This is a genomic window from Actinoplanes sp. NPDC051851, assembly GCF_040681165.1.
Taxonomy (GTDB): Bacteria; Actinomycetota; Actinomycetes; order Mycobacteriales; family Micromonosporaceae; genus Actinoplanes.
In genome coordinates this window covers 148078-163096 of record NZ_JBFAYF010000005.1, presented here as the reverse complement: position 1 = coordinate 163096, position 15019 = coordinate 148078, and the positions used below count along the sequence as shown (strand labels likewise).

The 15019-nt window shown below is 70.7% G+C and carries 11 protein-coding genes; 8 read left to right on the top strand and 3 right to left on the bottom strand.

The genetic code is table 11. The features are described 5' to 3' along the window. Window positions 1–3: 3 nt before the first annotated feature. The 3 genes from mmsB to AB0M08_RS07460 form a co-directional block, all read right to left on the bottom strand. Window positions 4–1263: a multiple monosaccharide ABC transporter permease gene (gene mmsB, locus AB0M08_RS07470; RefSeq protein ID WP_364490002.1), complete on the bottom strand. Its 1260-nt coding sequence runs from the start codon at window positions 1261–1263 to the stop codon at window positions 4–6. After that, complete coding sequence (mmsA, locus tag AB0M08_RS07465) at window positions 1260–2801, bottom strand: multiple monosaccharide ABC transporter ATP-binding protein (RefSeq protein ID WP_364489999.1); 1542 nt, start codon at window positions 2799–2801, stop codon at window positions 1260–1262. The genes mmsB and mmsA overlap by 4 nt, the downstream gene beginning before the upstream one ends. A 340-nt stretch (window positions 2802–3141) precedes the next feature. After that, complete coding sequence (locus AB0M08_RS07460) at window positions 3142–3753, bottom strand: acyltransferase (RefSeq protein ID WP_364489997.1); 612 nt, start codon at window positions 3751–3753, stop codon at window positions 3142–3144. A 296-nt stretch (window positions 3754–4049) separates the two neighbouring features. Here AB0M08_RS07460 and AB0M08_RS07455 point away from each other — a divergent pair, with 296 nt between their 5' ends. The 8 genes from AB0M08_RS07455 to AB0M08_RS07420 all read left to right on the top strand — a co-directional run bounded on the left by AB0M08_RS07455 (window position 4050) and on the right by AB0M08_RS07420 (window position 14998). After that, complete coding sequence (locus AB0M08_RS07455) at window positions 4050–5123, top strand: Gfo/Idh/MocA family oxidoreductase (protein WP_364489994.1); 1074 nt, start codon at window positions 4050–4052, stop codon at window positions 5121–5123. Continuing rightward, a complete protein-coding gene (locus AB0M08_RS07450; RefSeq protein WP_364489991.1) occupies window positions 5120–6085 on the top strand; it encodes an NAD-dependent epimerase/dehydratase family protein in 966 nt (321 codons plus the stop codon). Before AB0M08_RS07455 ends, AB0M08_RS07450 begins: the two co-directional genes overlap by 4 nt. Beyond that, on the top strand, window positions 6082–7218 hold the full coding sequence (locus AB0M08_RS07445; protein WP_364489988.1) for a DegT/DnrJ/EryC1/StrS family aminotransferase: 1137 nt from the start codon (window positions 6082–6084) through the stop codon (window positions 7216–7218). The genes AB0M08_RS07450 and AB0M08_RS07445 overlap by 4 nt, the downstream gene beginning before the upstream one ends. Continuing rightward, entirely contained in the window at window positions 7215–7859 is a 645-nt protein-coding gene (locus AB0M08_RS07440; protein WP_364489985.1) for an acetyltransferase, read from the top strand. The genes AB0M08_RS07445 and AB0M08_RS07440 overlap by 4 nt, the downstream gene beginning before the upstream one ends. Next, window positions 7856–8950 carry a DegT/DnrJ/EryC1/StrS family aminotransferase gene (locus tag AB0M08_RS07435; RefSeq protein ID WP_364489982.1) on the top strand — a complete coding sequence of 365 codons (1095 nt, stop codon included), beginning with the start codon at window positions 7856–7858 and terminating at the stop codon, window positions 8948–8950. Before AB0M08_RS07440 ends, AB0M08_RS07435 begins: the two co-directional genes overlap by 4 nt. A gap of 139 nt (window positions 8951–9089) precedes the next feature. Next, window positions 9090–12692 (top strand): DUF4082 domain-containing protein, encoded by a 3603-nt coding sequence (locus AB0M08_RS07430; protein WP_364489980.1) that lies wholly within the window; start codon window positions 9090–9092, stop codon window positions 12690–12692. 42 nt (window positions 12693–12734) lie between these two features. Next, entirely contained in the window at window positions 12735–13982 is a 1248-nt protein-coding gene (locus tag AB0M08_RS07425; protein WP_364489977.1) for an MFS transporter, read from the top strand. Further along, window positions 13979–14998 carry a hypothetical protein gene (locus AB0M08_RS07420; RefSeq protein ID WP_364489974.1) on the top strand — a complete coding sequence of 340 codons (1020 nt, stop codon included), beginning with the start codon at window positions 13979–13981 and terminating at the stop codon, window positions 14996–14998. Before AB0M08_RS07425 ends, AB0M08_RS07420 begins: the two co-directional genes overlap by 4 nt. Window positions 14999–15019: the final 21 nt, after the last annotated feature.

Below are 15019 nucleotides of genomic sequence, written 5' to 3'. Positions count from 1 at the left end.
CTTCTATATGGTGGCTCTCTCCCGTTCGGGGGAAGCGACGTCGGGTGCCCGGGTGGGGCCCCGGCGCATCAGGGAGCCGAGCACCGAGAAGCGGCCCTGGCTCTTGTTGTAGACGTCCAGGGCGACCGCCCCGAGCAGGAACAGGCCCTTGATGATCTGCACCATGTCGGATCCGGTGCCGGTCAGCTGGAGCCCGTTGTTCAGCACCGCCATCACCAGGCCGCCGACGATCGAGCCGCTCACCGTGCCGAGACCGCCGGAGACCGCCGCGCCGCCGATGAAGACCGCGGCGATGGCGTCCAGCTCCCAGCTCAGTCCGTCCTGCGGGCCGGAGGCCGCGGACCGGGCCACGAAGATCATCCCGGCCAGCGCGGCCAGGATCGACATGTTCATCATGACCAGGAAGTTGACCCGGCGGAGCTGGACCCCGGAGAGCTCGGCGGCGCGGGAGTTGCCGCCGACCGCGTAGATGTGCCGGCCGCCCGAGGTGTTCCGGGTGTAGAACGAGTACGCGACCACGAGCACCGCGAGGATGATGCCGGAGATCGGGAAGCTGGTGCCGACCCGGCCGCCGGCGAACCGCAGCGTGGCGAAGACGATCACGCCGACCATCACCGCGATCCGGAGCACCGAGATCCACAGTGGCACCGGCTCGGCGCCCTCCATCAGGCGGCGTACCCGCCGGGCGTGTATCTCCCGCCAGGTCACCGCGAGCGCCGCGAGCAGGCCGAGCAGCAGAGTCGGGTTGTTGTACCCGGTGTCCGGCCCGACCTCGGGGAGATACCCGGCGCCGATCGACCGGAAGCCCTCCGGCACCGGGACCGTGTCGGCGTTGCCGATGTACTGGTTGCCGCCGCGGAAGAGCATCATCCCGGCGAGCGTGACGATGAACGCCGGTATCCCGATGTACGCCACCCAGAATCCCTGCCAGGCCCCGATCAGCGCGCCGACCAGCAGACCGAGCAGGATGCCGAGCGGCCACGGCACGTGCTGCTCGGTGATCGCCTTGGCCACCACGATGCCGGTGAACGCGGCGACCGAGCCGACCGAGAGGTCGATGTGTCCCGCCACGATCACCATCAGCATGCCGATGGAGAGGATCGAGATGTACGCGTACTGCTGGGTCAGCGCGATCAGGTTGCCCGAGGTCAGGGTGAGGCCGTCGGTACGGATCTGGAAGTACAGGATGATCGCGACCAGCGTGAAGATCATGCCGAACTGGCGGGCGTTCGAGGTGTTCGCGCCGAAGAGGTTCCTGTTCATCGCACCCTCCTGGTGGAGGTCATCTGCTTCATCAGCAGCTCCGGGTCGGCGTCCCGGCGGGCCACCTCGCCGGTGACGGTGCCCTCGAAGACCGTGTAGATCCGGTCGCAGAGGCCGATCAGCTCGGGCAGCTCGGAGGAGATCACGATGACGCCGCGCCCCTGCGCCGCCAGGCGCTGGATGATCCCGTAGATCTCGAACTTGGCGCCGACGTCGATGCCGCGGGTCGGCTCGTCGAGGATCAGCAGGTCCGGGTCGGTGAACATCCACTTCGCCAGGACGACCTTCTGCTGGTTGCCACCGGAGAGCCGGCTGACCCCCTCGTCCACGGTCGGCGTCTTGATCCGCAGCTCGGTCCGGTACCGCTCCGCCTCGCGGTACTCGGCCGCCTCGTCGATCACGCCGCGCTTGACGATCTTGGAGAGCTTCGCCGCGACCACCGAGGTCTTGACGTCGTCGAGCAGGTTCAGCCCGACCGCCTTGCGGTCCTCACTGACGTAGGCGAGCCCGTGCGCGATCGCCTCGGCGACCGTCCGCAGCTGCACCTCCCGCCCGTCCTTGAAGATCTTTCCCCCGAGATTGATCCCGTACGAGTGACCGAAGAGGCTCATCGCGAGCTCGGTCCGCCCGGCGCCCATCAGGCCGGCGAAGCCGACGATCTCCCCACGCCGCACGGTGAAGCTGGAACCCTTGCAGACCAGCCGCTCCGCCGAGATCGGGTGCCGGACCGTCCAGTCGCGGACCTCGAAGAACACCTCGCCGATCGACGGTTCGCGCTCCGGGAAACGGCTGCCCAGGTCCCGCCCGACCATCCCGCGGACGATCCGGTCCTCGTCGGCGCCCTCGGCGGCCACGTCGATGGTCTCGATGGTCCGGCCGTCCCGCAGGATGGTGATGGCGTCGGCGATCGCCTCGATCTCGTTCAGCTTGTGCGAGATCATGATCGAGGTGATGCCGCGCTCCTTGAACCCGCGCAGCAGGTCGAGCAGGTGCCGCGAGTCGGTCTCGTTCAGCGCCGCGGTCGGCTCGTCCAGGATCAGCAGCTTGACGTCCTTGGCGAACGCCTTCGCGATCTCCACGAGCTGCTGCTTGCCGACGCCGATGTCCTTGACCAGGGTGTCCGGGTCCTCGCGTAGCCCGACCCGCTCCAGCAGCCGCAGCGCCCGGCTGTTCGCGGTCCGCCAGTCGATCCGCCCGAACCGCCGCGGCTCGTTGCCCAGGAAGATGTTCTCGGTGATCGACATCCCGGGCACCAGCGCCAGCTCCTGGTGGATGATCACGATCCCGGCGTGCTCGCTGGCCCGGATGTCCGCGAACCGGGTCTCCTCGCCGCGATAGACGATCGACCCCTCGTACGACCCGTGCGGATGGACCCCGCTGAGCACCTTCATCAGCGTCGACTTGCCGGCCCCGTTCTCACCGCAGATCGCGTGGATCTCACCGTCCCGCACCGTCAGGCTGACGTCGGCGAGCGCCGTGACACCAGGGAACCGTTTGGTGATCGACCGCATCTCCAGCAGTGGCGGAGCATCCCCCATGACGCCTCCCGCGAGATCAACCAGTTGATCAACGTCGATGAATCGGCGTTTCGAAACTGTAAATCCGCTTTCCCGACCACGTCAACGACGCCCGGTTCCGGAACCGATCCCGCGGAACGGGCACACGGCGAGGCCCTCCTCCCGGCAGTGCGCACGCCGCGCGGGCACGTCACGGTTCCGGCTGGTGCTCGGGGGTGTCTCGCTGCGCTCGACACGCCCCTGAGCACCAGCCGGAACCGTGACACGCGCAACGGCCCGGACCCGGCAGGGCGGGTCGCGGGCCGCGAGGGCGGGGCGGGGACGGGTGCCGGGGGCGGGGAGGGGCGTACCCGGAAAGGGTCTAGAGCTCTTGAAGGGTGTCGTTCTTCTCGAGGTATTCGGTGCCGGTCGACGGGCAGAGCCAGACGCCGTCGCCCCGGGGGGTCAGCGGGTGCCCGGCGCGGCCGACCCAGCCGATGCGGCGGGCGGGGACTCCCACCACGAGGGCGAAGTCGGGGACGTCCTTGGTGACGACGGCACCGGCGGCGACCAGGGCCCAGCGACCGACGGTGACCGGGGCGATGCAGACGGCACGCGCGCCGATCGAGGCGCCGTCGCCGATCGTGACGCCGACGGCCGTCCAGTCGTGGCCGTCCTTGAGGCGTCCCTCGGGGGTGACCGCGCGAGGGTACTCGTCGTTGGTGAGGACCGCGGCGGGGCCGATGAAGACGCCGTCACCGAGGATCGCCGGCTCGTAGACCAGAGCGTGATTCTGTAGTTTGCAGTTGTCACCGAGAGTGACACCGGGGCCGACGTATGCACCGCGGCCGATGTTGCAGTCGCTGCCGACCGTGGCGTCCTCGCGGATCTGGGCGAGGTGCCAGACGCGGGTGCGGGCGCCGATGGCGGCCCGTTCATCGACGTCGGCGGTGGGTGCGACGGTGACGTCGGCCCGGGAAGCGGTGTCGGTCATGGGGTCCTCTCGGCGCGGGCGGAACGTGAAACGCCGGGCGAGGATATGCCAGGACCGTCACTTACGGTGTCGGGAAGACGACCTGGCCCTTCCGATGTGGCCGAAGGTCGGCGTCAGTCCTGACCGTGAGTCGGACACGTTACGGCCGAAGGTACACCGAACCCTCCCGGCTGAGCCGGAATTCCGTCTCTGATCTGGCGGGCTCCGGGTAAGGATCGATAGCTTTCCCGCGGGCACTCCTCACCCGTTGGTGTATCTCCGTGCCCGCTCCCACCGAAGCCGACGAACGGATCTCCGTGACTCCTCCCCCTCCCGCGCCCGCCAAGCCGATCGGGATCGCCGTCATCGGGGCCGGCTACTGGGGCCCGAACCTGGTCCGCAACTTCCAGGCCTCGCCCGCCTTCCGCCTCCGCTGGCTCTGCGACCTCGACGCCGACCGGGCCCAGCGGGTCCTCGGCGGGTACTCGACGGTCCAGGTCACCACGCAGCTCGACGAGGTGCTGGCCGACCCCGACGTCGACGCCGTCGCGATCGCCACCCCGGCCGGAACCCACCTGCCGATCGCGCTGGCCGCGCTCCGCGCCGGCAAGCACGTCCTGGTCGAGAAGCCACTCGCCGCCACCTACGAGGAGGGCCGGCAGCTGGTCGACGAGGCCGCCGAGCGCGGCCTCACCCTGATGTGCGACCACACCTACTGCTACACGCCGGCCGTGCTCCGCATCCGCGAGCTGCTGCACGCCGGTGAGCTGGGTGAGCTGCACTTCCTCGACTCGGTCCGGATCAACCTGGGCCTGGTCCAGCGCGACATCGACGTGGTCTGGGACCTCGCGCCACACGACCTGTCGATCATCGACTTCGTGCTGCCACCGGGTGTCCGCCCGACCGCGGTGGCCGCGCACGGCGCGGACGGGATCGGCGCCGGACGGGCCTGCGTGGCGTACCTGACGCTGCAGCTCAGCAACGGTGGGATCGCCCACATCCACGTGAACTGGCTGTCCCCGGTGAAGGTCCGGACCGCCATCTTCGGCGGGTCCAAGCGGACGCTGGTCTGGGACGACCTCAACCCGAGCCAGCGCCTCGCCGTCTACGACCGGGGCGTGGACGTGGCCTCGCCCGAGGAGCTCGAGGACGAGCAGCGGCGCGACATCCTGATCTCGTACCGCTCCGGCGACATGATCGCGCCGGCGCTGAACGAGCGGGAGGCGCTGCGGACCATGGTCGAGGAGTACGCGCGGGCGATCACCACGGGCGAGCCCGCACTCACCGACGGCCGGGCCGGACTGCGGGTGCTGGAGATCCTGCAGGCAGCCTCGGTCAGCCTCGCCGAGGGTGGCACCATGATCAAACTTGACGAAGGGCAGCAGGCGTGACAAGCGTATCGATCGAGGGCACTCGCGCCCTGGTCACCGGCGGGGCGGGCACGATCGGCTCGCACGTCGTCGACGAGCTGGTCCGGGGCGGCGCCGCGGAGATCGTGGTGCTGGACAACTTCGTCCGGGGCCGCCGGGACAACCTGGCCTGGGCCCTGGAGAACGGCCCGGTCACCCTGGTCGAGGGCGACATCCGGGACATCCCGCTGGTGCGCTCGGTGACCGAGGGCAAGGACCTGGTCTTCCACCTGGCCGCCATCCGGATCACCCAGTGCGCGGAGGAGCCCCGGCTCGCCAACGAGGTGCTGGTCGACGGCACCTTCAACGTGGTCGAGGCGGCCGCCGAGGCGGGCGTCACGAAGCTGATCGCGTCGTCGTCGGCGTCGGTGTACGGCCTGGCCGAGGAGTTCCCGACCACCGAGCGCCACCACCCGTACAACAACGACACGTTCTACGGCGCGGCCAAGGCGTTCAACGAGGCCACCCTGCGCAGCTTCAAGGCGATGAAGGACCTCGACTACGTCGCGCTGCGCTACTTCAACGTGTACGGCCCCCGGATGGACATCCACGGCCTCTACACCGAGGTGCTGATCCGCTGGATGGAGCGGATCGAGTCGGGCACTCCCCCGCTGATCCTCGGCGACGGCCTGCAGACGATGGACTTCGTGCACGTCGCGGACATCGCCCGGGCCAACATCCTGGCCGCGAAGGCCGACGTCACCGACGAGGTGTTCAACATCGCCGCCGGCGAGGAGACCAGCCTCAAGGAGCTGGCCGCGGCGCTCAGCGCGGTGATGAAGTCGGACCTGGCGCCGGAGCACGGCCCGGCCCGCGCGGTCAACGGCGTCACCCGCCGCCTCGCCGACACCGGCGCCGCGTGGGAGAAGCTCGGCTTCCGTGCCGAGCTCAGCCTGAACGAGGGCCTGCAGGGCCTCGTCGACTGGTGGCGGTCGTCCAAGTGAGCGAGCGCAAGATCCCGGTCATGATCCCGATGCTGGGCGAGGAGGAGGCCGCCGCGGCGGCCGACGCCGTCCGCTCCGGCTGGGTCGCCCAGGGCCCCCGGGTCGCCCGCTTCGAGCAGGAGTTCGCCGCGATCGTGGGCGCCGCCCAGGGGGTCGCGGTCAGCTCCTGCACCACGGCGCTGCACCTGGCGCTGGTGGCGGCCGGGGTCGGCCCCGGCGACGAGGTCGTGGTGCCGTCGCTGTCGTTCATCGCGACCGCCAACGCGGTCCGGTACGTCGGCGCGACCCCGGTCTTCGCCGACGTCGACCTGGCCACCGGCAACCTGACCGTGGAGACCGTCGACGCGGTGCGCACCCCGCGGACCCGCGCGGTCATCGCGGTGCACCAGGGCGGCGTGCCGTTCGACACCGAGGCGCTGCGCAAGGCGGCCGCCGGGTGGGACGTCGTGCTGGTCGAGGACGCCGCCTGCGCCGCGGGCTCCGTCGCGTACGGCCGGCCGGCCGGCGCCGGGGCGGCCCTGGCCGCGTGGTCGTTCCACCCGCGCAAGGTGATCACCACCGGCGAGGGCGGCATGCTCACCCTCGACGACGCCGACCAGGCCGTCCGCCTGCGCCGGCTGCGCGAGCACGGCATGAACGTCTCCGCGGCCGACCGGCACGCCAGCAGCCAGCCGGTGCTGGAGGCGTACCTGGAGACCGCCTACAACTACCGGATGACCGACATCCAGGCGGCGGTCGGCCTGGTCCAGCTCGGCCGGCTCGAGGGCCTGGTCGCGCAGCGCCGGTCGCTGGCGGCCCGGTACCACGAGCTGCTGTCCGGGCTGGACGGTCTCCTCCCGGTCCGCGACCCGGCCTACGGCACCACCAACTACCAGTCGTTCTGGGTGCTGCTCGACGGCTTCCCTGTGGGCCGCGACGAGGTACTGGCCGAGCTGGCCACGCGCGGCGTCTCGGCGCGGCGCGGCATCATGGCGGCGCACCTGGAGCCGGCGTACGCGGGCGTCACGACCGGACCACTTCCGGTCACCGAGCGGATCACCCGCGAGTCGCTGATCCTGCCGCTGCACCACAAGGTGACCGAAGACGATCAGGAGTACATCGTCGGGATCCTGCGGGAGCTGGCCGCCCGATGAGCGAGCTCGTCATCGTCGGCGCCGGCGGCTTCGCCCGCGAGACGGCGGCGGCCGCGGTGGCGGCGGACTGGACGGTGCGGGGCTTCGTCGACGACGACCCCGCACTGCACGGCACCCTCCGTTCCGGCCTGCCGATCCTCGGCCCGGTGGACGGGGTCCGCGACATGCCCGGCGTGGCGGTGGTGGTCTGCGTGGGCAACCCGCGCAACTACACCGCCCGCAAGGCCATCGTCGAGCGCCTCGCCCTGCCGGCCGGCCGGTACGCCACGGTCGTGCACCCCACGGCCGCGGTCGGCACCGGTTCGTCGGTCGGCCCGGGCACGGTCCTGCTGGCCGGCACCGTGCTCACCGCCGACGCCGTGGTGGGCTCGCACGTCGCGGTGATGCCGCAGGCCGTGATCACCCACGACGACCGGATCGGCGACTACGCGACCGTCGCCTCCGGCGTCCGGCTGGGCGGCGGCGCCGTCCTCGAGACCGGCGCCTACGTGGGCGCCGGCGCCCTGATCCGGGAGGACGTCACGATCGGCGCCTGGTCCCTGGTCGGGATGGGCTCCGTCGTCCTGCGCGACGTGCCGCCCGGTGAAGTCTGGGCCGGTGTCCCGGCCCGCCGTCTACGCGATATTCAGGGGATGTCATGAACAGGATTCCGCTCGTCGACCTGGCGGCAGCACACGCCGACGTGGCCGAGGAGGTCGAGGCCGGCTTCAAGCGCGTCCTCGCGGAGACGGCGTTCATCGGTGGCGCCGAGGTGCGCTCCTTCGAGCAGGAGTACGCGGCGTTCAGCGGCGTCGAGCACTGCGTCGGGGTGGGCAACGGGACCGACGCCCTGGAGCTGGCGTTCCGTGCCGTCGGGGTCGGGCCCGGCGCCGAGGTCATCCTGCCGGCGAACACCTTCATCGCCACGGCGGAGGCGGTCGCGCGTACCGGAGCGAAGGTCGTGCTGGTCGACTGCGACCCGCGGACCTATCTGATCGACACCGACGCGGCACTCGCGGCGATCACGCCGGCCACCCGGGCGATCGCGCCGGTCCACCTGTACGGCCAGCTCGCGCCGGTGGAGAAGCTCGTGGCGGGCATCGCCGGCCGGGACATCACCATCGTCGAGGACGCCGCCCAGTGCCAGGGCGCCAGCCGGTTCGGGCGCCAGGCCGGTGTCGACGGCATCGCCGCGACCAGCTTCTACCCCGGTAAGAACCTCGGCGCCTATGGCGACGCGGGCGCGGTGGTGACAACCTCACAGGAGTGGGCCACCACCATCCGGACGCTGGGCGAGCACGGCAGCACCCGCAAGTACCACCACGACCTGGTCGGCGTGAACAGCCGGCTCGACGGGCTGCAGGCCGTCGTGCTCCGGGCCAAGCTGACCCGGCTCGCCGGCTGGAACGACCGCCGCCGTGCCGCCGCCGAGCGGTACCACGAACTGCTGGCCGGCCTCGACGACGTCGTGCTGCCGGTCACTCTGGACGGCAACGAGCACGTCTGGCACATCTACTGCATCCAGGTGCCGAACCGTGACGACGTGCTGGCCGAGCTCCAGGCGGGTGGTGTCGGCGCAGCCATCCACTACCCGTTCCCGGTGCACCGCACCGGCGCCTTCGCCGACCTCGGTGGATCGTTCCCGAACGCGGAGACGGTCGCGCCGAAGATCCTGTCCCTGCCCATCTACCCGCACATCACCCCGGAACAGCAGCAGCACGTGGCCGACACGCTCGCTGCCGCGCTGCACTGAGTAACGCCAGGCGGCACGTTCCTCACTCTCGGTCACCCTCCCCGTTTGGAGGGTTCAACAATCTTGGCGGAGAGGCTGCCAGAGCACCATGAGAACAGCTCCATTCCGACGGCGACCATTCGTGGCCGCTGGCGCCGTCGTGACACTGATAATCGCCGGAGCCATCGCGATCCTGACCGACGGGACGGCGGCCGTCGCCGCCTGCGCCTCGGCCAACCAGATCGTCTGCGAGAACGCCAAGACCGGTAGCCCGGCGAGCGAGTGGGACATCACCGGCGCCGGCGACGAGACCCTGCAGGGTTTCTCGACCGACATGAGCGTCGACGCCGGCGAGACCATCAAGTTCAAGGTCCGGGCCGAACACGCCTACACCATCGCCGTCTACCGGCTGGGCTACTACGGCGGTGACGGCGCCCGGAAGATCGAGACGCTGACCGGCACGTTCCCGGCCCAGAACACCACCACCCCCTGCGTCACCGACGCGACCACGCTGATCTACGACTGCGGCACGTGGGCGGTCTCCGCGAGCTGGACGCCGGCCGCCGACGCGGTCTCCGGCGTCTACTTCGCGCTGCTGACGCGTACCGACACCGGCGGCGCCAGCCACATCACGTTCGTCGTGCGCAACGACGACAGCCACTCCGACGTGCTGTTCAAGACGTCCGACGCGACCTGGCAGGCGTACAACCTCTACGGTGGCGCCGACTTCTACCAGGACAACGGGCGGACCCGGGCGCAGAAGCTGAGCTACAACCGGCCGTACGCCACCCGTGGCGACAACAACGGCCGGGACTTCCTGTTCAGCAACGAGTACCCGGCGATCCGGTTCATGGAGCGCAACGGGTACGACGTCACGTACACCAGCGACGTCGACACCGACCGCCACGGCGACCTGGTGAAGAACCACAACGTCTTCCTCTCGGTCGGCCACGACGAGTACTGGTCGGGCGACGAGCGGACGGCCGTCGAGGAGGCCCGCGACGCCGGCGTCAACCTCGCGTTCCTCAGCGGCAACGAGGTCTACTGGAAGACCCGCTGGGAGCCGAGCCAGGACGGCAGCGACACCGGCTACCGGACGCTGGTCTGCTACAAGGAGACCTGGGACAATGCCAAGAGCGACCCCAGCGACGAGTGGACCGGCACCTGGCGTGACCCGCGGTTCAGCCCGCCGGCCAACGGTGGCCGCCCGGAGAACGAGCTGACCGGTACCGCGTACATGTCGAACAGCGACGACCTGGCGATCACGGTGCCGTCGACGTTCGCGCAGAACCGGTTCTGGGCCAACACCTCGGTGGCCGCCCTGACCAGCGGCACCGCGACGCTGGCCGAGCACACCATCGGGTACGAGTCCGACGAGGACCTGGACAACGGGTTCCGCCCGGCCGGCCTGATCCGTCTCTCCGAGACCACCGGTGAGACCCCGGAGTACCTGCGCGACTTCGGCAACCTGGTCACACCGGACACCACCACCCACCACATGACGCTCTACCGGGCGGCGAGCGGCGCGCTGGTCTTCGGCGCCGGCACCATCCAGTACGCGTGGGCGCTCGACACCGAGCACGACAGCCGGTGGAGCCCGACCGAGCCGGTCGACAAGGCGCTCCAGCAGGCCACCATCAACCTGCTCGCGGACATGGACGCGCAGCCGGCCACCCTGATGAGCGGCATGGTCGCGGCCAGCGCCTCGACCGACGGCACCGGCCCCTCGGCCGCCATCACGTCGCCCACCGCCAGCGCCTCGGTGACCAGCGGCACGCTGCTGACCGTCTCGGGTACGGCCACCGACACCGGCGGTGGCGTGGTCGCCGGCGTCGAGGTCTCGCTGGACGGCGGCACCTCGTGGCACCCGGCCTCGGGGACCGCGAGCTGGACGTACACCGCCGCGGTGACCGGTGAGGGCACCGCGACGATCAAGGTGCGGGCCTCGGACGACAGCGCGAACGTCGGTGCGACGGTCACCCGGACCGTGGCGCTGACCGGGACCACCTCGCTCTTCGGCAACGAGGTGCCCAAGACGCCGGACTCCGGTGACGACAACGCCACCGAACTGGGGGTCAAGGTCGTCCCGGCCGCCGACGGGTACATCAAGGGCGTGCGCTTCTACAAGGGCACCGGGAACACCGGCACCCACAAGGGCACCCTCTGGTCGGCCGACGGTGACCAGCTGGCCACCGGCACCTTCTCGAGCGAGACCGCGACCGGCTGGCAGACGCTGACGTTCGACACCCCGGTGCCGGTCGTCAAGGACACCACGTACGTCGCCTCGTACACCGCGCCGAACGGGCACTACGCGGCCCAGTCGTGGGCGTTCAGCTACCGGGGGATCACGGCGCCGCCGCTGAGCGCCCCGCGCAGCCTGGGCGACGAGGGGAACGGCGTCTTCGGCAGCGTCGGGCAGTTCCCGACGGACACCTACGACGACACCAACTACTACGTGGACGTCCTCTTCAGCACCTCGGACTCCACCCCGCCGACCGTCACCGCGGTCACGCCGACGCCGGACGTGCTCTACGCGCCGGTCACCACGGCGCCGACCGCAACGTTCAGCAAGCCGGTCACGGCGAGCACGGTGCACTTCACCGTGACCGGCGCGAGCGGCACCGCGATCGCCGGCGCCACCACGTACGACAGCGACACCCGCAAGGCGAAGTTCACCCCGTCGGCGAGCCTGCCGACCGGGCAGAAGATCACCGTCGCGGTGACCGCCACCGACACCGACGGCAACGCGATGACCGAGGCCCGGACCTGGTCCTTCACGACCAGCCCGTACGCCAACCCGGTCGGCGGGCTCTTCGCCGACAGCGACACCCCCGGCATCGCGGCGGTGACCGACGGCGCGGGCATCAGCCTCGGCGTACGGTTCAGCGCGAGCGAGTCCGGCGTGGTGGTCGGCGTCCGGTTCTACAAGGGCTCGGGCAACGGCGGCACGCACACCGGCAGCATCTGGTCCTCGACCGGCACGCGGCTGGCGACGGCGACCTTCGTGAACGAGTCGTCCAGCGGCTGGCAGTACGTGTACTTCTCCAGCCCGCTCACCGTCACCGCGGGGACGTCGTACATCGCGTCGTACTACGCGCCGAACGGCTACTACGCGACGACCTCGAGCTACTTCGGCAGCGCGAAGTCGAACGGGTCGCTCACCGCGCCGGCCGGCAACAACGGCCTCTTCGTCTACGGTGGCGACTGGTTCCCGTCGAACAGCTGGAACAGCACGAACTACTGGGTCGACCCGCTCTTCGTCGCCCAGGCGGCGAGCGACCCGACGCTCCCCGAGGGCGCTACGACCATGTTCGCCTCGTCGAGCACACCCACCAACCCGGCGTGGGACGATTCCGGCGACGTCGAGGTGGGCATGAAGTTCTCGTCCGACGTGGCCGGCACGGTGAACGGCCTGCGGTTCTACAAGGGCACCGGGAACACCGGTACCCACACGGGCTCGCTCTGGAGCTCCTCCGGTGTCCTGCTGGCCACCGGCACCTTCAGCGACGAGACCAGCAGCGGCTGGCAGACCCTGATCTTCAGCACCCCGGTCTCGATCACCGCCGGTACCTCGTACGTCGTCTCCTACCGGGCGCCGAACGGGCACTACGCGGTCGACGTGGGCGGGCTGTCGTCGGCGGTGGTCAACGCGCCGCTCCGCACCGCCGCGGGAGCGGGCGCCTACCTCTACGGAGGCGGCTACCCGTCGAACGCGGTCAGCCACAACTACTGGGTGGACGTCGTGTTCACACCCGGTAGCTGACGTTCCACGTACCACCGCACCACAGCAAAGTTAGGAACCAACGTGTACGTCTCGCTGCGGGACCGGCCCGGTGCCGACAAGGCTCCGGAAGCCGGTAACGCGGCGCGACGGGTCTCCACGACCGTCGTGCTGCTCGGAGTGGTCAGTCTGCTCACCGACATCTCGTCGGAGAGCGTCTCCTCGATCCTGCCCCTCTATCTCACCGCGGCGGTGGGGCTCAGCCCCATGGCGTACGGCTTCCTGGACGGCGTCTACCAGGGAGTCAGCGCGTTCGTCCGGCTCGCCGGCGGTTATGCGGCGGACCGTGGCGGTCACCCCAAGTGGGTGGCGGTGCTCGGGTACGGCGCCTCGGCGGTCAGCCGCCTCGCGATGCTGCCGGCCGCCGGGTTCGCCGCCATCACCGCGGTGGTGACCGTCGACCGGCTCGGTAAGGGACTGCGAACGGCGCCGCGTGACTCGCTCATCGCGGCGTCGTCCGACCCGAAGATGCTGGGCCGGGCGTTCGGTGTGCACCGGGCGCTGGACACGGTCGGCGCGGCGATCGGCCCGCTGGTGGCGTTCGCGCTGCTGGCCAGCGTGCCGGGCAGCTACGACTCGATCTGGGTGGTCTCGTTCGCGGTCGCCGCCGTCGGCGTGGCCGTCCTGGTCCTCTTCGTACCCAACATGCTCACCAAGGCCGCCAAGGCCCAGGTGAGCATGCGCCGGGTGCTGCGGGAGGTGAGCGGGCGGCGACTGCGCGCGCCGCTGGTCGCCGCCGCGGTGCTCGGCCTGGTGACCGTCGGCGACGGTTTCCTCTACCTGGCCCTCCAGGAGCGCGACGACTTCGCGGCGGAGTACTTCCCGCTGCTCTACGTGGGTACGAACCTCGCGTACCTGGCCCTGGCCATCCCGCTGGGCCGGCTGGCCGACCGGGTGGGACGCGCCAAGGTCCTGATCGCCGGGCACGGCGCCCTGCTCACCTGCTACCTGCTGGCGGCGCTGCCGAGCGGTGGGATCGGGCTGACGCTGGGCACCCTGATGCTGCTCGGCGTCTTCTACGCGGCGACCGACGGCGTGCTGCCCGCCCTGATCAGCCGCCTGGTCCCGGAGGAGACCCGGGGCAGCGGCATCGCGGCGGCGCAGACCGTGGTGGCGGTCGCCCGGTTCGCCTCCTCGGTCGGCTTCGGCCTGCTCTGGGACGTGCAGGGGCCGAGCCGGTCGCTGGTGCTCTTCGCGGTGCTGCTGGCCGCGATGGTGCCGGTGGCGGCGTGGCTGCTGCGCGGCATCGACCGGCGGGGAGCCGCGGCGTGACGCTGCGGCTGAGGTTCGCGCTGCTCGCGGCGATCCTCGCGGCCTCGATGCTGGGTGCCGGTGGCTACGTCTGGAACGTCCGGCGGGAGCAGGCCCGGACCCTGGCCAGCGCCACCGCGGCGCCGACCCGGACCGACCTGGCCGGCATCCGCGCCGAGCCGCACGTGGTCTTCCGCAGCACCGCCCTGGGCGAGGGGTACGGCAAGGTCGCGGTGGTGCCGCTCTCCGCGCCGTCCGGGGCCCGGGCGTACACCCCGGTCTCCTGCGAGCGGGTGTACGCCACCGCCGGCGACGCGATCTGCCTGTACGCGAACCGCGGGCTGGTCACCACGTACAAGGCCGAACTGCTGGACGGCTCCTGGCAGGCCACCCGGGATCTGCCGCTGACCGGTCTGCCCAGCCGGACCCGGCTCTCCCGGGACGGCTCGCTGGTCGCCACCACGACGTTCATCGCCGGGGACTCGTACACCAACCCCGGCGAGTTCTCCACCCGTACCGTGGTCACCCGGACCGACGGCAAGGTCATCGGGGACATCGAGAAGTTCACGCTGACCGTGGACGGCAAGGTGATCACCGCGGCCGACAAGAACATGTGGGGCGTCACCTTCGCCGGCGACGACGAGTTCTACGCCACCGCCGCGTCGGGTGGGAAGACCTGGCTGGTCCGCGGCAGCCTCGCCAAGCGCACGGTCACCGCGCTGCACGAGGACGTCGAGTGCCCGTCGCTCTCCCCGGACGGCACCCGGATCGCCTTCAAGAAGCACGGCGACCTGCCCAACGGCAAGTGGCGTCTCTCGGTGTACGACCTGCGGACCGGCACGGTGACCGAGCTGGCCGAGACCCGCAGCGTCGACGATCAGGCCGAATGGCTCGACGACGACACCGTCCTCTACGGACTGGCCCGGGTCTCCGGCACCGGCGCCGCCACCAGCGACGTCTGGCGGGTCCCGGCCGACGGCACCGGAACACCTCAGGTACTCATCCCGGACGCCTGGTCACCCGCCGTGGTGCGGTGACCCTCACGAAGGACTGAGCTT

Coding starts and splice junctions, on each gene's coding strand:
- mmsB (WP_364490002.1), bottom strand. CDS start 1,263: ATGAACAGGAACCTCTTCGGCGCGAACACCTCGAACGCCCGCCAGTTC.
- mmsA (WP_364489999.1), bottom strand. CDS start 2,801: ATGGGGGATGCTCCGCCACTGCTGGAGATGCGGTCGATCACCAAACGG.
- AB0M08_RS07460 (WP_364489997.1), bottom strand. CDS start 3,753: ATGACCGACACCGCTTCCCGGGCCGACGTCACCGTCGCACCCACCGCC.
- AB0M08_RS07440 (WP_364489985.1), top strand. CDS start 7,215: ATGAGCGAGCTCGTCATCGTCGGCGCCGGCGGCTTCGCCCGCGAGACG.
- AB0M08_RS07435 (WP_364489982.1), top strand. CDS start 7,856: ATGAACAGGATTCCGCTCGTCGACCTGGCGGCAGCACACGCCGACGTG.